16 protein-coding genes are annotated in these 19,785 nt (G+C 43.9%); 8 read left to right on the forward strand and 8 right to left on the reverse strand.

All coding sequences use genetic code 11. The annotated features are described in order from the left end of the window. The first annotated feature begins 142 nt into the window (after nucleotides 1-142). Nucleotides 143-904 carry a LiaF-related protein gene (locus tag SCJ97_07960; protein MDW7739971.1) on the forward strand — a complete coding sequence of 254 codons (762 nt, stop codon included), beginning with the start codon at nucleotides 143-145 and terminating at the stop codon, nucleotides 902-904. Here SCJ97_07960 and murE read toward each other — a convergent pair. The 6 genes from murE to SCJ97_07990 form a co-directional block, all read right to left on the reverse strand. Beyond that, entirely contained in the window at nucleotides 901-2,439 is a 1,539-nt protein-coding gene (murE, locus tag SCJ97_07965) for a UDP-N-acetylmuramyl-tripeptide synthetase (GenBank protein ID MDW7739972.1), read from the reverse strand. The two genes, SCJ97_07960 and murE, sit on opposite strands and share 4 nt — an antisense overlap. Nucleotides 2,440-2,578: 139 nt before the next feature. After that, nucleotides 2,579-2,764, reverse strand: a complete 186-nt coding sequence (locus tag SCJ97_07970; protein ID MDW7739973.1) for a ferredoxin — start codon at nucleotides 2,762-2,764, stop codon at nucleotides 2,579-2,581. Between the two features lie 606 nt (nucleotides 2,765-3,370). Further along, nucleotides 3,371-4,546 carry a Xaa-Pro peptidase family protein gene (locus tag SCJ97_07975; GenBank protein ID MDW7739974.1) on the reverse strand — a complete coding sequence of 392 codons (1,176 nt, stop codon included), beginning with the start codon at nucleotides 4,544-4,546 and terminating at the stop codon, nucleotides 3,371-3,373. 123 nt (nucleotides 4,547-4,669) lie between these two features. Continuing rightward, nucleotides 4,670-5,848, reverse strand: a complete 1,179-nt coding sequence (locus SCJ97_07980; protein ID MDW7739975.1) for an acetyl-CoA C-acyltransferase — start codon at nucleotides 5,846-5,848, stop codon at nucleotides 4,670-4,672. A 17-nt stretch (nucleotides 5,849-5,865) separates the two neighbouring features. Next, entirely contained in the window at nucleotides 5,866-8,274 is a 2,409-nt protein-coding gene (locus SCJ97_07985) for a 3-hydroxyacyl-CoA dehydrogenase/enoyl-CoA hydratase family protein (protein ID MDW7739976.1), read from the reverse strand. Between the two features lie 59 nt (nucleotides 8,275-8,333). Beyond that, nucleotides 8,334-8,915, reverse strand: coding sequence for a TetR/AcrR family transcriptional regulator (locus tag SCJ97_07990; GenBank protein MDW7739977.1), 582 nt, complete (start codon nucleotides 8,913-8,915; stop codon nucleotides 8,334-8,336). Nucleotides 8,916-9,168: 253 nt separating this feature from the next. Here SCJ97_07990 and tig point away from each other — a divergent pair, with 253 nt between their 5' ends. The 6 genes from tig to SCJ97_08020 all read left to right on the forward strand — a co-directional run bounded on the left by tig (nucleotide 9,169) and on the right by SCJ97_08020 (nucleotide 16,406). Next, the gene (gene tig / locus SCJ97_07995) at nucleotides 9,169-10,611 is read left to right on the forward strand and encodes a trigger factor (protein ID MDW7739978.1); all 1,443 of its coding nucleotides are present in this window, start codon (nucleotides 9,169-9,171) and stop codon (nucleotides 10,609-10,611) included. Between the two features lie 40 nt (nucleotides 10,612-10,651). Then, nucleotides 10,652-11,239 (forward strand): ATP-dependent Clp endopeptidase proteolytic subunit ClpP, encoded by a 588-nt coding sequence (gene clpP, locus SCJ97_08000; protein ID MDW7739979.1) that lies wholly within the window; start codon nucleotides 10,652-10,654, stop codon nucleotides 11,237-11,239. Between the two features lie 34 nt (nucleotides 11,240-11,273). Further along, nucleotides 11,274-12,533: an ATP-dependent protease ATP-binding subunit ClpX gene (gene clpX / locus SCJ97_08005; GenBank protein MDW7739980.1), complete on the forward strand. Its 1,260-nt coding sequence runs from the start codon at nucleotides 11,274-11,276 to the stop codon at nucleotides 12,531-12,533. Between the two features lie 126 nt (nucleotides 12,534-12,659). Next, complete coding sequence (gene lon / locus SCJ97_08010; GenBank protein MDW7739981.1) at nucleotides 12,660-14,984, forward strand: endopeptidase La; 2,325 nt, start codon at nucleotides 12,660-12,662, stop codon at nucleotides 14,982-14,984. Between the two features lie 4 nt (nucleotides 14,985-14,988). Beyond that, complete coding sequence (yihA, locus tag SCJ97_08015) at nucleotides 14,989-15,576, forward strand: ribosome biogenesis GTP-binding protein YihA/YsxC (protein MDW7739982.1); 588 nt, start codon at nucleotides 14,989-14,991, stop codon at nucleotides 15,574-15,576. Between the two features lie 53 nt (nucleotides 15,577-15,629). Next, the gene (locus SCJ97_08020) at nucleotides 15,630-16,406 is read left to right on the forward strand and encodes an acyl-CoA dehydratase activase (GenBank protein ID MDW7739983.1); all 777 of its coding nucleotides are present in this window, start codon (nucleotides 15,630-15,632) and stop codon (nucleotides 16,404-16,406) included. Between the two features lie 20 nt (nucleotides 16,407-16,426). Here the strand turns inward: SCJ97_08020 and SCJ97_08025 are convergent, their stop codons facing one another. Beyond that, a complete protein-coding gene (locus SCJ97_08025) occupies nucleotides 16,427-16,981 on the reverse strand; it encodes a biotin transporter BioY (protein MDW7739984.1) in 555 nt (184 codons plus the stop codon). 14 nt (nucleotides 16,982-16,995) lie between these two features. After that, complete coding sequence (locus SCJ97_08030) at nucleotides 16,996-17,793, reverse strand: biotin--[acetyl-CoA-carboxylase] ligase (protein MDW7739985.1); 798 nt, start codon at nucleotides 17,791-17,793, stop codon at nucleotides 16,996-16,998. A gap of 232 nt (nucleotides 17,794-18,025) precedes the next feature. Here SCJ97_08030 and SCJ97_08035 point away from each other — a divergent pair, with 232 nt between their 5' ends. Next, nucleotides 18,026-19,777: a sigma 54-interacting transcriptional regulator gene (locus SCJ97_08035; protein MDW7739986.1), complete on the forward strand. Its 1,752-nt coding sequence runs from the start codon at nucleotides 18,026-18,028 to the stop codon at nucleotides 19,775-19,777. Nucleotides 19,778-19,785: the final 8 nt, after the last annotated feature.

Genomic DNA, 19,785 nt, shown 5'->3' on the forward strand with positions numbered 1-19,785 from the left:
TCATACTTAAATCCGTTGATTTTTCAGGGTTATCGCAACACGCTTCCCACTGTAGAACTTACTTTGGGAATTTACGTATTTGTTAAAACGAATAGGTATTTATGTTTGATCTTACAGAAATTATTAGGGAGGACTGGTTTAAATGAGAATAATCAGTGGCAGATTAATCATCGGTTTGGCAGTACTGATTGTAGGGGTGCTCTTACTGCTGAATAACTTAAACCTGGGTGTGGAGATAGAGATGAGCCAAATTCTACGGTTATGGCCGGTTATTCCGCTAATACTCGGTTTAAACTGGTTGTTTCTCTCTTTCAGTTCAACCGGTTCAGCAGAGGGTAAAAAGATATATTTTTCCTGGGGTCAGTTTGTAACAGCCTTGATATTTATTGTATTCGGAGCAATTTATCTCGGCAGGAATTTAGGCCTTTTTGAAGTAGAGGTGCGGTTATTTTGGAACATCTTATGGCCGCTTGTCTTGATCCTGATCGGTATTAACCTTTTAAAAGGTAAAACGTTCAGTGGTGTTAAGGGCGGTCGCTTTACTTTCCTTGGCGGCTCAAATGTCGGTAGCCCTCATCCTTGGAAACTGGAAAGCGGTAGTTACTTTGCCCTTATGGGGGGCATAGAGATGGATCTGACTGCAGCGGAACTTGATGAAGGGGAAACAATTCTTGATTTAACGGCTGTCATGGGTGGAATTGAAGTTAAAATTCCTCGTGATATGGCTGTCATATACGAAGGTTCGGTTGTCCTTGGCGGGGTAACATTTAAAGATCTGGAAGACGGGGGTATAGTTGCCGGACGAAGGGTTGAAGATAACCTTACAGAAACAGCTTCCAAAGTGCTAAGGATTCAAGCCCGGGCTGTTATGGGTGGTATAGAAATTAAAGAAGCGAAATCTTAAATTCCGGCTACCCTGTTTTTTAAGGCGGCAAATACCTTGAGTTCAGGAAGATCAGGCCTCAACTGGTGAATCTGGTTCAGGCATACCGAAGCACCGTAATCCATACCCTGGCATCCTGCTAACAGCAGGATATCGCCGGGGTTTGTTTCTTCCAGCCCCTGTGCGATCGCTTCTGAAAGATTGTCATGTATTACTGTTTCGATCCCGGCTTCGCTCATAACCTGCCTGTAAACGTCACGTTCTTCGTGAGTAACCAGATCTTTTTCCCCAACAAAATCACAACTGGTGGTAGCTATTACATGATCCAAATTAAGCAGTTTAGCCCAGTGAACTATCGCTTCCGCATTTTCACGATTTACCGTTACTCCACGACTGCCCCTTATTGCATATACCAGGTGTAATTTTTTGTAGTCCATCATCTGGAGGGTTTCCAGGGTAACATGAATGTTTCCACTGTTGGCGAAGTGATCATCAATTACTTTGAAGTCATCTTCAAAGATAAGTTCAAAACGGCGTTCAACCCCCCTGAAATTCTTCAGAGCACTCTGAATGACCGGAACAGGTATATCCTGCAATAAGGCTACAAGTATGGCTGCCATGGCATTGTAGACGCTGTGCAGACCCAGCACAGAAAGTTCAATCGCAAAGGTTTCCGGTTTTACATGCAGCGGTTTGGTTTCCTCTTGGTTTTTCACTTCCACAATAAAACATGCCCTGCCGGTGCTGAGATCCAGTTCGTGAACCAGGCAGTCGGCATCGCGGTTTTTAATCCCATAGGTAAATGTTTTTGCCTTTGTTTCTCCAACCAGAGACGCGGTGTAGGGGCAGTCCATATTAAAGACAGCAAACTGGGCTTCTGTTGCTTCGCGGGCCAGGCTCGATTTTGCTTTGAAATAAGCCTCAAATGAGCCATGCAGATCAATATGTTCACGACTTATATTGTTGATAACTATAGTATTAAAATCAACGCTTCCGACCCTTTTAAGTTCAAGACCGGATGAAGAAACTTCCATAACCGCATGAGTGACCTTTTGCTCAACCATTTCGTTAAAATAGCCGTGTAAATCAAGAGATTCTGGAGTGGTTAGTTCAGCTGCCCGAATAGTTTTGCCGGTCTTAACGATAACCGTTCCGACCAGTCCTGTATTGAATCCATATTCTTCAAAAATTGCGTTGATCATGTAAGTGGTTGTTGTTTTGCCATTTGTGGCGGTAACCCCCGTCAGGTTAAACTTTTTTGAAGGATGATCATAGTATTTATCGGTAAGGGCAGCAAGAGCCCGGCGTGAATCGGCAACCTGGTACTGCGGGATTGCAAGATCTTTCCGAAACTCTTCAACCACAGCGGCAACTGCACCATTTTCCCGGGCTTGATCAAGAAAAAGATGACCGTCTGTTTTATATCCTCTGATACAGACAAAAAGATTACCGGGTTGAACTCTTCCGGAATGATAGGCCAATCCTGATATTTTGATATTTCCGGCATAAATAGAATCCAAAACATCAACGGCTTCTAATAATTTCTGCAGTTTCAAATTTATATACCCGACCTCTCCGGAAATTCTTTGTTTCCCAGCAACAATTCTTCAATACAGAATAAACTCCTTCTTCAAGGATAGTAAAAGAACCCACCGCTCAAGTGGGTTCTTAGAATGATTATAACGCAGGATTAACTTACTCGGAAATCTCAATCGATTCGGTAGGGCATTCCTCAGCCGCTTCGCGAACCTTTTCTTCATGTTCTGCCGGAACCGGGTTTACTTTCACCTCAGCTTTTTCATCACCAAGTTCAAAAACCTCAGGACAGATATCCTCGCAGATGCCACAGGCGCTGCAATCGTCGTTTACTTTAACCTCCATGCCGATGCCTCCTTAAATTAAAAATATAGATATTACCAATTAAATATTATTCGCTAGTTATTTTGTTTTCCCTCTTTTTTTCCCTCTTTTTTATGAGTAAAGATGTTAAGTGATAAATCAATTATTGTGCCATCTATTTTTTAAGAAATTGAACTCTAAGTTATGGTTACCACTGGCGAATTTTGTGGAAAATTGGTTCGGTCCATAGGTATAAAGGAATTTACCTGTGGATAACCCTGTGCATATTGTGAGTAGAACAGATATTTGCCTTTTAAAAATGTTTTGTTTTGGGGCATAAATCTTTTTTCAATTTATTTTTGGTTACATAATTAATTAGTAATATTCTCCAGAAACGATTGCTAATTAATGGTGTTTGTGTTATTAATATTATTAATTATTTGGGGAGGTGCGTCAATGAGAAGAATTAATCTATTATTTTTAGCCCTTATGCTGCTAAGTCTGCTGCTTGTTTCCGGGTGTTTTCCCAGCACCTGATAAATATTGATCATTGAACCGGTTCGGTTCTAAAAATCTGTGAACATGCAAGTAGGGGTGTTCGTTATCGTGAACGCCCCATTTGTATTTAATACCGTGAGATCTGTTTAATCAAAGTATTTCAAGCTGATCACTATAATCAGTCAACTGTTCCAGCTTGCTGCAGCCTACAACAAATGTATCTTCTATACCGACTGTGCCCTCACCGGGGAAGATGAATTTTGGTTCCAGGGCAAAAACCATTCCTTCTTCCAGGAGGTGATCAACACCCCTGGCGATTACCGGGAGCTCATCTAACTCCAAGCCTACCCCGTGACCGACGAAATTTACTTTTTCAACATAACCCATAAAATGATTGGCCAGGCCGGCTTGTGCGGCCAGTTCTTCAGCTTTATCGTAAAGAAGGTTTGCGGCTGTGCCCGGCTTTCCCATCTCGATTAAACTGTGCTTGATTTTTAAAGCCTGGTTGTATGCTTCTACAAGATGCGGTGATGGAGAACCCAGTGAGAATATACGGGTTTGATCAACCATGTAACCGCCGTATACGCTCACGAAATCAACCAATATCGGTTCGTTGTTGCTGATTATAGAAATACCGGCTCCCTGGGGAAAAGACGGATTCAATCCGGAACCGCCGGTCGGGCCATCGAAAAAGGTAACTGCAGCGGCATTTCCCCCGGTCATAATATGACCGTAATAAAGTTCCTGGTTAAAGCCACGCATCCGTACGGAGCCCTGATGGCCCAGTTTGCGGGCGTGTTGTTCCAGCAGGGAAGCTAATTCTATTTCTGTCATTCCTTTTCTGATCACAGCTTTGGCGTGTTCAAGAACCGAGCGGCTGATATCGGCTGCCTTTTTCATCAACTCTATTTCATGAGGGGATTTAACAGATCTGACCTGGCGGATTAGCATGGAGATATCTGCCAACTGAAACCCATTTAACAATTTCTTGTAACGGAAGTAAAGGTTGGCGGGAAGAACATCGGCTTCAACGCCGATTCTGCTTCCCGCGGGAATTTCGCTGTTGATTAATTCAAACAGCTTGTCCCAACCGGTAAAGGGGATTACATTCTCCAAAGAGCTTTCTTCCCTGGCCCGGGTTAACGACTTCCGGACAATAAGTGAAGGTTCTCCATCTAACGGTATAAAAAGATGGGCGTTTTGACCGGTTCCGCTGAAATAAAAAAGATCGGCTCGTTGAATGATCAGGGCTGCGGCAACATCAGCTTTTTTCATCTCTGCTTTTAATTTGGTTAATCGCTTTTTTAACTCTTCAAAAGGTGTCATTATACCCTCCTTACATAAAATAATATCATAAAGAATAAAGAGGGGACACCTTTTAATAAGGTGTCCCCAGAAATTATAAAACCTTGGTTTAATGTAATTACCCAGTGAAAAAGCGGTTGTTATTTATGCAAGCTCGAATAATCCGGCTGCTCCCATACCTCCGCCGATGCACATTGAAACTACGCCATATTTTGTTTTGCGGCGCAGCATTTCATGTAATAACGTGGCAGTGAGCTTTGCTCCGGTGCAGCCCAGGGGGTGTCCCAGGGCAATTGCCCCACCGTTAACGTTTACAATATCCGGATTGAGATCCAGTTCACGCATACAGTAGAGAGCCTGGGAAGCGAAAGCTTCATTTAATTCAAAAAGGCCGATATCTGCAATTTTTTTACCGGTCAGTTCCATCAGCTTTGGAATGGCCACTGCCGGACCGATCCCCATTATTTCCGGCGGACACCCGGCGACTGCAAAACCGCGGAATACGGCAATTGGTTTAAGGCCCATTGCGGCTGCCTTTTCAGCAGACATGACCACAGCGGCAGCGGCGCCATCACTTGTTTGTGATGAATTGCCCGCTGTAACACTACCCTTAACGTGAAATGCCGGACGAAGTTTGGATAGCGCCTCAAGAGTTGTGTCCGGACGGACTCCTTCATCGACTTCGAAGATTGACTCTTTTTCCGCAATCTTGTTATCGGAGTCTACATATCGGTCGATAATTTTCAAAGGAACAATCTCATCCTTGAAACGTCCTTCTTTGATCGCTGCTGTTGCTTTCTGATGGCTGGTAAGCCCGAATTTATCCTGATCTTCGCGGGATATATTAAACCTCTGTGCAACGTTTTCTGCGGTTATGCCCATAGGGGTGTAGGTTTCGATGTGGTTATCTACAAGCTCAGGGCTGGGAGCCAGTTTGTTGCCGCCCATGGGAACGATGCTCATACTTTCGACTCCACCGGCGACAATAACATCAGCAAAACCGCACATGATCCTTTCAGCAGCCAGAGCGATTGACTGCAGTCCCGATGAGCAGAAGCGGTTTACAGTCTGACCCGGAACACTATCGGGTAAACCTGCCTGCAGGGCAACAATCCTGCCCAGGTTCATGCCCTGTTCAGCTTCGGGGAAGGAACAGCCAAGAATAACATCTTCTATTTCAGCAGGATCCAGCCCCTTGGCTCTGGCGACAGCTTCTTTAACTACTACCGATCCCATATAATCGGGACGGGTAAAGCGCAGTGAACCTTTTGGAGCCCTGCCAACTGCGGTCCTGACACTGGAAACAATTACAGCTTCTTTCATACTGGTTACCTCCTCCTTTAATTCCTCAAGGGCTTGCCTGTTGTGAGAATATGGCTGATTCGCTCATGTGTTTTCTCCTCACCAACAAGCCGCAAGAATGCTTCTCTTTCAATATCCAGCAGGTATTGTTCACTGACCAGAGAATCAGGTTTAATATTGCCGCCACAGAGGACAAACGCTATTTCGTTTGCTATTTTCATATCATGTTCACTAATGTAGCCGCCCCAGAACATGTTCTGAACACCCGCTTTGAATGCGGCCAGGCCATATTCGCCGATAACCTTAATCGGTTTCGGACGCGGCGGTTCATAACCTTCAAGAACCATGGCCAGTACTGTGTTTTTTGCATCATGGAGCAGGTAATCCTGATTAACGGTAACTTTATCCGTTGGCCTGAGGAAACCCAGTTCCTGGGCATGGCGGGCACTGGTTGCAACGGTGGCCATAGCTATAGCTTCGAAAGCTTTTTGAACATAAGGTAGCCTGTCTACCTTGGTGTCATCCCTCAATCCTTCAGTAAAACGTATCAACAGCTCTTTATTGCCGCCCCAACCGGGCAGAATGCCGACACCCATTTCAACCTGCCCCATGTAGGTTTCTGCTGCAGCATGGATCCGGTCGCAGTGCAGCACTATTTCCATGCCTCCGCCTAAGGTCATCTGGAAAGGTGCTCCGACCACAGGGATTTTTGAGTACTTGATGGCCATAAAGGCATCCTGTCCCGACTTAATAGCACTTTCCAGCATTTCCCATTCTCCACCCTGGGCAGCCATCATGATCAAAGCAACATTTGCACCAACACAGAAGTTCGATTCCTGATTGCCGACTACCATGCCAATATAGTTTTTCTGGGCTTCTTCTACAGCCTGGTGAACCATTTCAATGAACATGGGTGAGGCAGCCTGGCGAGGGCTGTGCATTTCTAAACAGCATACTCCATCACCCATATCGATCAGGCTGGCATCATCATTGCCGATTATCAGTTTGCCCTGTTTTTTCAGAGCAGGCAGGCTGATAATTTCCGGACTGACCGGAACGGGTTTGTAGTTTTTACTGGCGAAATCATAGTAGGATCGTTTGCCTGTTTCATCTTCCATGTAAAAACTCTCGAAGCCTTTTTCGAGCATTTCTACCACATTTGCCGGTATATTTTCACCCTCATTCTTCATCCGTTCTACACTTTCCCTGACTCCGATGGCATCCCAGGTTTCAAATGGTCCTAATTTATGATTGAATCCCCAGGTTATTGCCCGATCGACGTTAACTATGTCATCCGATATTTCTGGTATCATTGAAGCACTGTATAGCAGCTGTTTTTTGGTTAAATTCCAGGCAAATTTTCCAGCCTTATCATCTGAGTCGATGAGCATCTTAAAACCGGTAACCAACTCTTCATGTTTGGTTTTGCCAAGAATTTCGAAGCGTGGTTTCTCTTTTGGCCGGTATTCCATATTTTCATAATCTAGGACAAATATTTCAGAACCGGCTTCACCCTTAACTTTTTTATAGAAACCCTGTTTCGTTTTATCTCCCAACATCTTGCCATCAACCATTTTTTGTAGTAGTTCTGGTATATTGAATACTTCCTTTTCTTCCGGATTTGTTGTTTTTTCATATACTGTACGTGCAACATGACAAAAAGTATCTAACCCGACAAGATCAAGTAAACGGAAAGAAGCCATTTTGGGTCGTCCCATTGGCGGCCCGGTAATGGTATCGACTTCTTCAACAGTCATTTTTTCTTCTAACATTAACTTGACAGCATATACCCCACCGAAAGTACCGATTCTGTTGGCTATGAAATTCGGGGTATCCTTGGCAAAAACCACACCTTTGCCGAGTACTTTCTCACAGAAGCGGTGCATATACTTCAGGACTTCATCCGTTGTTTCTTTACAGGGGATAATTTCTAATAATTTCATATAACGGGGTGGGTTAAAAAAGTGAGTTCCCAAAAAGTACTTGCGAAATTCAGCTGAATTCTCTGATACCATTTCGTTAATGGAGAGACCCGAAGTGTTTGAGGAAACAATCGTCCCAGGAGCCCAGTTTTCTTCAACCTGCTTGAATACCTTCTTCTTGATATCCATATTTTCGACGATTACTTCAATTATCCAGTCAACATCTTTGAGCTTCGCCATATCATCTTCGAAGTTACCGGGTGTGATCAGTTCTATAGTTGACTGGCGGTATAGTGGAGCAGGTTTTTGTTTGAGCAGGGCTTCCTTGCCACTTGCAGACAAGCGATTGCGAACTTCCGGACTGTTAAGGGTTAAACCTTTTTTCTCTTCCTCCGGAAGCAGCTCACGGGGGACAATATCAAGCAGGTAAACCGGAATTCCCACGTTGGCGAGGTGGGCAGCAATGGTGGCACCCATAACTCCGGCACCTAAAACAGCAGCCTTACGAATTTCTTTCAAGGCCATTAAAATACCTCCTTCTGACATTAAATAGGATTCGATAACGGCGGAGAGATTGTTTATGTTTAATGCAGTCCTCTCAGCAGCAGGTCGAATACAGGTTTTCTAAGTTCGGTCAGGTCGTAAGGTTTGCTTGACATGACCCAACAGGTTACAACTTCATCGATTGCACCGAATATAACTTTTCTGGCTGTCCTGGTATTCAAGCCAATTCTGAAAAGACCTTCATTCTTTCCTTCCTCGATCACCTCCTCGATCAGTCGAAAGTAGTTCATCAGCGGTTTTGAAATTCCTTCGTTAATTGTTTTATCGATCTGTCTTAGCTCAATTTGGGTTACCCTTGCCTGGTCATGTTTCTGCCCCAGGGTTGTCAGATGGTAATTTATAATGGAACTTAACTTTTGATCTGCAGAAGAGCAGTGTACAAGTTCAGAGCGAAGTCCACTTACAAAATTGTTCATCAGGTTTTGGAAAAGAGAAATTAACAGGTCTTCTTTATTTTTAAAATAGATATAGACGGTTCCATCGGCAACTCCGGCCTCACGGGCAATGTCTGCCACCCGGGTACGGTGATAACCGGTTTTGGCAAAGGTTTTTACTGCTGCTTCCAAAATAACCTGGTATTTATCTCCGGTCCGTCTGGCCAAATTTGCCTCCCGCATAGTGAATGAATACTCATTCGTTTTCAGTTATTGTATATTATTTTGAAATAATAAGCAAGAGTTATCGCAATTATTTGTAACTGTTGTATCTATTTTTTTTATATGGTAATATATTATTGCTTTTGGCGCCTGTGTTTAGGCGTTTTTATTATTGCCCAGCACAGAGGCGTATTTTGCAATTTAACCTGGATAATAATCGTTTCAGATTTAACTTTTTATGGTAAGGAGAGGAAAGGAAATGCTCAAAAAATGGGAAAAAATTGAGAATAGCAAGGTAAAGTTGGAAATAGAGGTAGCATCACCTGATGTTGATACCGCTCTGGCCAAAGCATACCGCAAAGTGGTAAAAGATATAAATCTGCCTGGTTTTCGCAAGGGTAAAGTACCGCGCAGGATTTTGGAATCTCGATTCGGACCGGAAATTTTTCATGAAGAAGCGCTGGAAATACTGGTACCTGAGGCTTACGAAGCAGCAATAGAAGAAACAGGCCTGGATCCGATCAACCATCCCGATTTTGAATTAGTGCAGATTGAAGAGGGAAAAGAACTGCTTTTTAATGCTGTAGTTGAAATCCTACCGGATGTAGACCTTGGTGAATTCCGTGGCCTTGAGGCCGAGCAGGAAGAAGCTGAAGTCGATGATATACAGATCGATCACCACCTTTACATGCTGAGGGAGCAAAATGCCCGGCTGGTCCCCCGTGAAGAGGGGCGGACTAAAGAAGGAGATCTGGTTACACTTGATTTCAAGGGCTATATTGAAGGAGAGGCTTTTGAAGGAGGAGAAGCAGAAAATTATTCACTGGAGCTTGGTTCTAACTCTTTCATCCCCGGATTTGAACAACAGTTGGTAGGGGTGGGTCTTGATGAGGAAGTTGATGTTAAAGTTAAATTTCCCGAAGACTATAGCCAGGAGCAGTTGGCCGGTAAAGATGCATCATTCAAAGTCAGGGTCAAGCAGATAAAAGAAAAGCAGCTTCCCGAACTGGATGATGAATTTGTCAAGGAAGTTAGTGAGTTTGAATCACTGGAAGATATGAAAGCGGATCTTAAAGAAAAACTATTGAAAAATGCTGAGGAGCAATCTAAATCAAAGCTTGAGGAATCGCTAATTCAAAAAGTTACTGAAGTTTCAACAGTTGAAGTACCGAAAATACTGATCGATCGTCAGGTGGACCGGATGCTGGGAGACTTGGAGAATTATCTCCGCTACCAGGGAATGAGCCTGGATCAGTTTGTTCAGCTTTCAGGAAAGACTATGGATGATCTGCGGGCTGATCGGTTAGAGGAAGCAGAGATGCGAGCCAAGGCCAACCTGGTGCTTGATGCAATCGCGAAAAAAGAAGGAATTTCCATAGATGACAGCGAATTAGAAGCTAAAATCGTATCAATTGCTGAAAGTTATAATGACGAAGCGGAGCGGATTAAAGAACTTCTTGAAAAGCAGGGCAGATTGCCTGTTATTCGGGAAGAGCTTCGCGTACGAAAAGTAATAGATTTGCTGGTTGCTGAAGCTAAAATTAAGAAAGTTAAAAAGAAGAAACCATCAAAACCAAAGGCAGCAGGGGCAAAAAAAGTAACGAAGAAGAAGGCATCAACTCCTGAAAAGACAGCTAAAAAGCCTTCAAAAACACCGGCCAAAAAGAAGAAAGTAGTTGCTGAAGAAAAAACTGAAGAGTAATATAGTAATCAAGTCTTAAATATTGCAGGGAGGTTAAACGATGAGTGTTTTAGTTCCGATGGTTGTTGAACAGACTAGCCGTGGTGAAAGAGCCTATGATATTTACTCACGTTTGCTGAAAGATAGAATTATATTTCTAGGCAGTGTAATTGATGACAATGTAGCAAATTTGGTCGTCGCTCAAATGCTATTCCTTGAATCAGAGGATCCGAAGAAGGACATAAACCTATATATAAACTCTCCCGGCGGTTCGGTGCATGCCGGTATGGCCATATATGACACCATGCATTATGTTAAACCATCCATATCAACCATTTGTGTAGGATTGGCCGCCAGCTTTGGAGCAGTTTTGCTTGCTGCAGGTGAAAAGGGGAAACGTTTTTCCCTGCCAAATTCGAGGATTATGCTGCACCAACCGGCTGGAGGAGCCCAGGGGCAGGCAGTCGATATAGAGATACATGCCAGAGAGATCCTGAAGATCAGGGAAACCCTGAATCAGATTCTGGCTGACAATACAGGTCAACCTGTGGAAACTATTGCCAGGGATACGGATCGTGACTTCTTCATGTCTGCTGAAGATGCAAAAAAATACGGTTTGGTTGACGAGATCTTGGTTAACAGAACTTAGGAACTTAGAAGCGGAGACGAGGTGAACTCTCGCGATGTTTAAATTTAACGAAGAAAAAGGGCAGTTAAAGTGCTCATTTTGCGGAAAAACCCAGGAGCAGGTCCGTAAGCTGGTTGCCGGTCCGGGAGTCTATATTTGCGATGAGTGTATTGAGTTATGCAATGAAATTATTGAAGAAGAAATCGGTGAAGAACCGGAATTAGGTTTTGTTGAACTGCCGAAGCCGCAGGATATTAAAGATGTTCTCGATCAGTATGTAATCGGCCAGGAAGAGGCAAAGAAGACTCTTTCAGTGGCAGTATATAATCATTACAAGCGGGTTAATGCAGGCCAGAAAATGGATGATGTCGAACTCCAGAAAAGTAATATAGTTCTGGTTGGCCCTACCGGAGTTGGAAAAACACTGCTGGCACAAACTCTGGCGCGTATCCTGAACGTGCCTTTTGCAATTGCCGATGCTACTTCACTGACCGAGGCAGGTTATGTTGGTGAAGATGTAGAGAACATTCTGTTGAAGTTAATCCAAGCGGCCGATTATGATCTGGAAAAAGCGGAAAAAGGCATTATTTACATTGACGAGATCGACAAAATCGCCCGCAAGACAGATAATCCTTCAATTACCCGCGATGTATCAGGCGAGGGAGTCCAGCAGGCTTTGCTGAAAATTCTTGAAGGGACAGTAGCCAGCGTTCCACCCCAGGGTGGGCGCAAGCACCCACATCAGGAATTTATGCAGATTGACACAACGGATATTCTGTTTATCTGTGGGGGTGCCTTCGATGGTCTGGAAAAAATCATTCAGAACCGGGTCGGGAAAAGAGGGATCGGTTTCGGTGCCGAGGTAGTATCAAGCGATGATAAAAACCTGGGTGCAATTCTGAAACAGATATTACCTCAGGATCTGTTGAAATATGGCCTGATACCCGAATTTGTCGGCCGGATACCGGTTATTGCAACCCTCGATCCTCTGGACATGGAAGCATTTGTCAGAATTCTAAAGGAGCCGCGTAATGCGTTAACCAAGCAGTACCAGAAAATTTTTGAACTGGATGGGGTAGCACTCGAATTTAAAGATAACTGCCTCCAGGCTATTGCGGAAGAAGCAATGAAGCGTAATACCGGGGCAAGGGGTCTGCGTGCCATACTTGAGGAAGTTTTGCTTGATGTTATGTTTGATCTTCCTTCCCGTGACGATATTGAGCGGTGTGTAATAACCAGGGATGTGGTACTTAACTGTGAAGCTCCGATCCTGGTAACCCGTGAAAAACGTAAAAAGAAAGAAGAAACAGCCTGACGGGAAGCAAACTATTTATACAGTAGTTTATCTGATTGGTTTTTAAGGTATAATTAAGCGAGAAGCAAATACAGAAAAACACGAGCTTCTCGCTTTATATTTTTAAAGCAAAGGTGGTTAAACTAAATGTCGAAAAAAGAAAAATTACCTGTTCTGCCTTTAAGAGGCGTCCTGGTATTTCCCAATATGGTACTGCACCTTGATGTAGGCAGGGAAAAATCAATCACAGCGCTAGATCAGGCAATGCTAAAAGATACCCGGATTTTCCTGGTTGCCCAGAAAGACTCCAAGATGGACGAACCGGCGATTGACGATTTATATCCTATCGGTACTATTGCCCTGGTAAAGCAGATGGTAAAACTACCGGGTGGAACAATCCGTGTTTTGGTTGAAGGTTTATCAAGAGCCAGTCTCGAGAAACTTGAAGCCGGCAACAAATATATAAAAGCTGAAATCAGAGAGATCAACGATGATGACAAGGTGACACCCGAGATAGAAGCCCAGATGCGGACCATGCTAACTCAGTTTGAAAAATATACAAAACTTGGCAGGAAGGTGCCCCCGGAAACACTGGCGGCAGTAGCAGATATTAATGACCCGGGGCGTTTTGCGGATATTATTGCATCACACCTGAGCATGAAAATAGAGCAAAAGCAGGATATCCTGGAAGCTATAGAACCTCTGCAGCGTCTTGAGAAGCTCAATGATATGATCAGCCGGGAAATTGAGATTATTGAAATCGAACGGAGGATCAGTCTCAGGGTACGCAGACAGATGGAAAAAACACAGAAGGAGTACTACCTTCGGGAACAGATGAGGGCAATTCAGCAGGAATTGGGCGAAAAAGATGAGCGGATGGCCGAGGCAGATGAATACCGTGAAAAAATTGCTGAAACTGAACTACCGGAAGAAGTTGCCGAAAAAGCGCTAAAAGAAGCTGATCGTTTGGAGAAGATGCCGCCTGCTTCTGCTGAAGGTGGGGTAATCAGAACCTATCTGGACTGGTTGCTTGAGCTGCCCTGGGTTGAGGCCACTGAAGATCGTCTTGATCTTGATCGGGCGGAAGAAATACTGGACGAAGACCATTACGGTCTGGAGAAAGTTAAAGAAAGAATCATTGAATACCTGGCAGTCCGCCAGTTAACGGAAAAATTGAAAGGGCCAATTTTGTGCCTTGTTGGACCTCCCGGTGTAGGGAAAACTTCACTTGCAAAATCAGTGGCACGGGCGCTGGAACGTAAATTTGTCCGTATTTCGCTTGGTGGTGTAAGGGATGAAGCAGAAATCAGGGGTCATCGTCGCACTTATATCGGGGCTCTTCCTGGTCGGATAATTCAGGGGATGCGTCAGGCCAAGTCGATCAACCCGGTTTTTCTGATGGATGAAATTGATAAGATGTCAACTGACTTCAGGGGCGATCCATCTTCCGCACTTCTGGAAGTCCTGGATCCGGAACAGAATTCAAACTTTAGCGACCATTACATTGAACTGCCTTATGATCTTTCTCATGTAATGTTTATCACAACCGGAAATACAACATACAATATACCCCGTGCCCTTCTCGACAGGATGGAGTTGATCTATATCCCGGGGTATACTGAGGAAGATAAAGTGCAGATTGCAAAACGACATCTCATACCCAAGCTGCTTGAAGAACATGGTTTAAAAGTAGAAAACCTGGAACTGTCTGAGGAAGCTGTACGTAAGTTGATCAGGGAATATACCAGGGAGGCCGGAGTGAGAAACCTTGAGAGGAGTATTTCTACGATCTGCAGAAAAGTTGCCCGGGAAGTAGCGAAAGATCGAGAGAAGCGAATCAAGCTTACCCGGCAGAATATCCAGAAATATTTAGGTGTTCCCCGTTATCGGTATGGGTCTGCCGAAAAAGAAGATGAAGTAGGCGTCGCCACAGGTTTGGCCTGGACAGAAACAGGCGGAGATCTTCTGTCAATTGAGATTACCCTGATGAAGGGTAAAGGCAATATGATTCTTACCGGGCAGTTGGGGGATGTGATGCAGGAATCAGCGAAAGCCGCTATGAGCTATATTCGAACCCGTTCAAAGGCACTGGGACTGGACGAAGACTTTTATGAAAAGAATGATATCCATATCCATGTTCCCGAGGGAGCGATCCCGAAAGATGGTCCGTCGGGAGGAATTGCCATGGCAACCGCTCTCGCATCTGCTTTGACAAAAATACCTGTACGAAAGGATGTCACCATGACCGGAGAGATAACTCTGCGGGGAAGAGTGCTGCCGATTGGCGGTATCAAGGAGAAAATGCTGGCCGCGCACAGGGCGGGTATTAAATATATGATCATACCTGAAGAAAATCGCAGAGACCTCAGTGATATACCGCAAAATGTACGGCGAAAAGTTGAAGTTAGAATGGTTGAACATATGGATCAGGTTCTGGAAATTGCTTTGGCCAAACCGGTTGAAGAAGGGTAGATAAATGAGAATCAACCAGGTTGAACTTAAATCTTCAGCATACAGCATTAAAGATTTCCCCCAATGGGAACTGCCGGAGTTTTCATTTATCGGCCGTTCCAATGTGGGTAAATCGTCATTAATCAACAAACTGATCAATAGAAAGAATTTAGCCCGCACCAGTGCGACTCCGGGCAAGACCAGAGGTCTATATTTTTACCTTGTTAATAATAAGTTCTGTTTCGTTGATCTCCCGGGATATGGCTATGCCAAGGTTTCCAAGCATGAAAGAGAAAGATGGGCTCCAATCATAGAAGAGTATCTTTCCGGCAGGATCAATCTATACGGCTGCCTGCATCTTATAGACTGCCGTCACGAACCGACAGAGGATGACAGACTGATGTCAGCCTGGCTGCGTGCGCACAGTATAAGGACTATTACTGTGGCTACCAAGGCAGACAAGCTATCCCGAAATGCATTGAACAAACAGTTATCCCTGATCAGGAAAAGCCTTGGATTTTTTGAGCAGGAAACACTGCTGACTTTCTCTGCAAAAACCGGAGACGGGCGTGATCAGCTTTGGAAGTCAATTACCGATCTGCTGCCAAAATGAAATTACTTATAAGTTTACGTATAAAAGTATTTTCTGACTAGAAGAGGTGGATTATGCCAGTTGCAGGTATTGATATCGGTTCACTATCCGCAGAAGTGGTTATTTTTGAGCAGGGTGAAATAATTGATTATATAATCCGCCCTACAGGTTCTAACAGCAAGCTTGCTGCTGAAAAAGCGCTGGAGGAAGTTTTGAACAAGGTAGGTATGAGGAAGGATGCCCTGGCGTATATTGTTGCAACCGGCTACGGCAGAATAAGTATCGATTATGCTGACAAAAGAATCACTGAAATAACCTGCCATGGACGGGGCGCCCATTATTGGGACCCCGATATTCGGACTATAATTGATATCGGAGGACAGGACTCGAAGGTTATCAGGCTTAACGAAGAAGGCAAAGTGATCGATTTTGCCATGAATGATAAGTGCGCAGCAGGAACCGGAAGATTTCTGGAAGTAATGGCCAATGCCCTGGAAGTGGAACTCGAAGGGCTTGCCGGATTGAGCAGCCGGGCTCAAAATACCGTTTCAATCAGCAGTATGTGCACGGTTTTTGCTGAATCAGAGGTAGTTTCGCTTATTGCCCAGGGGCTTAACAGGGAAGATATCGCCCGGGGTTTGCACCAGTCGATAGCCGATCGTACTGCTGGACTTGTCCATCGGGTTGGCCTTATGGAAAGGGTGATGATTACCGGCGGTGTAGCCAAAAACGCAGCTGTGGTGGAAGCTCTGAATGAAAAACTGAATACAAGTATAATTGTACCACCGGAGCCGCAGATAGCCGGTGCGTTAGGCGCAGCTATCCTGGCCTGGGAAGAGGTCGTTAATTAAGTTTATAGTTTAGATATCTATCACTTTTTCAGAATGTGTTCCAGCCTGTTTTGATACAGGCTTTTTTTGATCTGTATGCTTAAAACAGCAGCCAGAAATGCTTTAAAAAGGTCAAAAGGGATAAAGGGGGCGATACCCAATAGTAAAACCTGTCTAAAGTTGTATCCCATTATTAATCCGAGTTGGATTCCTCCAACCAGGTAGATGAAAAAGAGAGCCGTAAGCATTGCGGCAGCAGTACGGTATTGGTTTGGTTGTTCTGAACTTTCAATGATTTTTCCGCAAAAATATACTGCAGGGATAAAACCCCATAAATAGCCGCCGGTTGGACCGGTCAGAATGTAGATTCCACCCCTGGTCAGGGAAAAAACCGGGGCTCCGGCTGCTCCCAGGAGCAGGTAGGCTGAAATGACCAGCAAACCTGATTTGCTCCCCAGAAGAACTGCGGTCGCCAGCACCCCGATCACCTGACCGGTAAACGGCACCGGGCTGAAAGGAAGAGGAATGGCGATCTGGGCCAGGATGGCAATTAAAGCAGTAAACATGGCACAGATTATTAATCTTGTTAATGACATCGCGGTTACTCCTGTCAGTTTTTTATTTCTCCGTAGTTTACGTTGTGGATGAAACCATGTTCATCTTCCACAACAAGCGAACCATTTTCACTAAGATCGATCACTTTGCCGGTTAGTGATTTGCCGGACCAGATCAGGGTGATAATTTTTCCGGTAGTTTCATTTAGCTCGAGCCATAAATTGTGAAATGGTGCGAAACCCTGTCGGTAAAAAATTTCATAAGCTTTTAACAGTGCTTTTCTGATTGAAATCAGCAGTTCTGTCCTGTCAAATAACCTGCCGGTTTCGATAAAAAGTGAAGTTGCCAGAGGTTTTAACAGTTCGGGAAAATCAGCAGGTTTTTGATTTACATTTAAGCCAATTCCAGCAACTATGTAGTCAATTTTTGTCTGATACCCTTTCATTTCAGTTAAAATCCCGCCCAGTTTTTTCCCGTTGAGAATCAGATCATTAGGCCATTTTATGGTTGAAGAGATCTCATATTTTTCATTCAAGTGATTAGCTATTACTGCTCCCGTTATTAATGTTATTGCCTGAGCATTTTCCGGTTTTAGCATAGAGGGTTTTAAAAGAATAGAAAACCAGAGGCCGCAGCCAGGAGGTGAGAACCAGTCCCTACCGCGCCTGCCTCTTCCTTTATTTTGTTCTTCAGCAACAACAGTATAATAATTTTCACTTAGTGCCGCATTTCTGTGTATAGCAAGGCTTGTTGAGTCGACTGTCCTGTAATATAAAATTTTTTCTGCTTCCAGCTTTTTGTCATCAAGTAAGCAATATTTTTTGTCTTGATAATCCATACTACCACCGGCCATCATATTTTGATAGAATGATAAGCGAGCAGGATATTATTGTCAACCTGCCCCTTTAGCTTGGCCATAATTAAAATAAAAAGAAGACGCAGTTCATATGAACTGCGCCCAGTGATATATATAAAAAGAGGGGGTCAACTCACATTCATTATAAAACCTTAACATTACAGGAATATTACAAACAGGTTGTTTTTTTATTACATTACTTTTGATCTGACTTAAAAAGAGGATATTTATGGCCAGAATCAATGATTATCTGATAAAAAAACTATCTTGTGTCGAGAGGGAAGAATCGGCAGAGGCTTTTTTTGCTGTTTTGAAGAGTTTACATACCGAGATGCTGTTTACTCTTGATAAAGGAAAAAGAAAAGGAATCATAACCCCTCACTCAATTATTCACACCCTTACAAATAAAGAAAAACACAGCGATCTGAAAGTATCTGATTTTGAGTTGAAACCGCTACCGGTAGCCAATGACGATGACGATCTTGTTGAAATCGGGGAAAAGATAGAAAAGCACGGGATCCTGGCAGTTCTGGATAAAGATGGAGAGATTGAAGGAGTGATCACTCCGGAATCAATTATTAAATATTATGCTCACTTATATTCGGCGCTGGAACGAGAGCTTGATGCAGTTATCAATTTTTCCTCTGACGAAATTCTTGTCGCCGATGGCAATGGTATAATTCTCCGGGCAAATTCCATATTTGAAGAAAATTTTGGGGTTAAACTATCCGATGTGCTTGGAAAGTCTGTAGATGAACTGGTAGATAAAAAAGTATTTTTCCCTTCTGTAACAAGGATGGTTATTGAGAAAGGAAGCGCACAGACAGTAATTCAGTCGAAACGTGACGGACGTAAGCTGTTGGCCACCGGGACACCTGCATTTAATGAAGACAATACGCTATTCAGGGTTGTTGTGAATACCAGGGATATAACCAGGCTGAACAACCTTAAGAGACAACTGGAGGAAGCAGAACTTTTAAAAAATCGTTATCAACAGGAGTTGGTCGAGCTCAGGCAGGGTTACCTGAGGAAGAATGAGATTGTTGCTAAAAGCAGCACTATGCAGGAATTGATTAAAATAGCCCGGCGAATTGCTGATGTAGAATCAACGGTGCTGCTGACTGGAGAGTCGGGCTCAGGAAAAGGTATGGTGGCGCGATATATTCACAGCTGCAGTCCCAGAAATGCAAAACCTTTTACTACTGTCAATTGCGGGGCAATACCGGAAAACCTGCTGGAGAGTGAACTTTTTGGTTATGCAGGAGGTGCATTCACTGGAGCTCTTCGTGAAGGGAAAATAGGTAAGCTTGAACTGGCCAATAAAGGAACACTTTTTTTGGACGAGATAACTGAACTACCCCTTTCCCTGCAGGTTAAGCTGCTGCATGTCATGCAGGAAGGCATGATCTGCCGGGTTGGTGGAACCAAAGAAATAAAACTTGATCTACGTTTCATTGCAGCAACAAACAGGGATATAACAAAGATGGTTGAAGAAGGCAGGTTTCGTGAAGATCTTTTCTTTCGCCTCGATGTGATTCCTCTGCATGTTCCTCCTCTTCGAGAACGGTTAGAAGATATCAGGCCTCTTACAGAACTCTTTTTAGAAATGCTGAATCAGCGGTATCAGCAGCAGAAAATGATCAACCCGGAGGTGATTAAATATTTTAAAAAGTATCATTGGCCGGGTAATATCCGGGAAATGGAAAACCTGGTGGAACGGCTTGTTATCGTTGTTGAAGGGACTGAAATAGGTGTTGAGGATTTGCCGGATCATATCCTCAGCGATTCAGGTAAAAGTGAAAGCAGGATTAAACCGAAAAACGCAGCACCTTCTCTCCGGGAAGCCAGGGAGGCTGCAGAAAAAGATCTGCTTGCAGATACTATGCACCGCTGCAGGAATACTTATGAAATTGCTGAAATGCTCGGTGTAGATCAGTCAACGATCGTCCGCAAATTTAAAAAGTATAAATTGCGGTTTTAATGCCCGTT

The sequence above is a fragment of the Bacillota bacterium genome, assembly GCA_033549065.1.
GTDB lineage: Bacteria > Bacillota > Dethiobacteria > DTU022 > DTU022 > JAWSUE01.

Coding starts and splice junctions, on each gene's coding strand:
- lon (MDW7739981.1), top strand. CDS start 12,660: ATGTCGAAAAAAGAAAAATTACCTGTTCTGCCTTTAAGAGGCGTCCTG.
- SCJ97_08030 (MDW7739985.1), bottom strand. CDS start 17,793: ATGGCCGGTGGTAGTATGGATTATCAAGACAAAAAATATTGCTTACTT.
- SCJ97_07970 (MDW7739973.1), bottom strand. CDS start 2,764: ATGGAGGTTAAAGTAAACGACGATTGCAGCGCCTGTGGCATCTGCGAG.
- SCJ97_08025 (MDW7739984.1), bottom strand. CDS start 16,981: ATGTCATTAACAAGATTAATAATCTGTGCCATGTTTACTGCTTTAATT.
- SCJ97_07960 (MDW7739971.1), top strand. CDS start 143: ATGAGAATAATCAGTGGCAGATTAATCATCGGTTTGGCAGTACTGATT.
- SCJ97_07975 (MDW7739974.1), bottom strand. CDS start 4,546: ATGACACCTTTTGAAGAGTTAAAAAAGCGATTAACCAAATTAAAAGCA.
- yihA (MDW7739982.1), top strand. CDS start 14,989: ATGAGAATCAACCAGGTTGAACTTAAATCTTCAGCATACAGCATTAAA.
- SCJ97_08035 (MDW7739986.1), top strand. CDS start 18,026: ATGGCCAGAATCAATGATTATCTGATAAAAAAACTATCTTGTGTCGAG.
- SCJ97_07985 (MDW7739976.1), bottom strand. CDS start 8,274: ATGGCCTTGAAAGAAATTCGTAAGGCTGCTGTTTTAGGTGCCGGAGTT.
- clpX (MDW7739980.1), top strand. CDS start 11,274: ATGTTTAAATTTAACGAAGAAAAAGGGCAGTTAAAGTGCTCATTTTGC.
- tig (MDW7739978.1), top strand. CDS start 9,169: ATGCTCAAAAAATGGGAAAAAATTGAGAATAGCAAGGTAAAGTTGGAA.
- SCJ97_08020 (MDW7739983.1), top strand. CDS start 15,630: ATGCCAGTTGCAGGTATTGATATCGGTTCACTATCCGCAGAAGTGGTT.
- clpP (MDW7739979.1), top strand. CDS start 10,652: ATGAGTGTTTTAGTTCCGATGGTTGTTGAACAGACTAGCCGTGGTGAA.
- SCJ97_07980 (MDW7739975.1), bottom strand. CDS start 5,848: ATGAAAGAAGCTGTAATTGTTTCCAGTGTCAGGACCGCAGTTGGCAGG.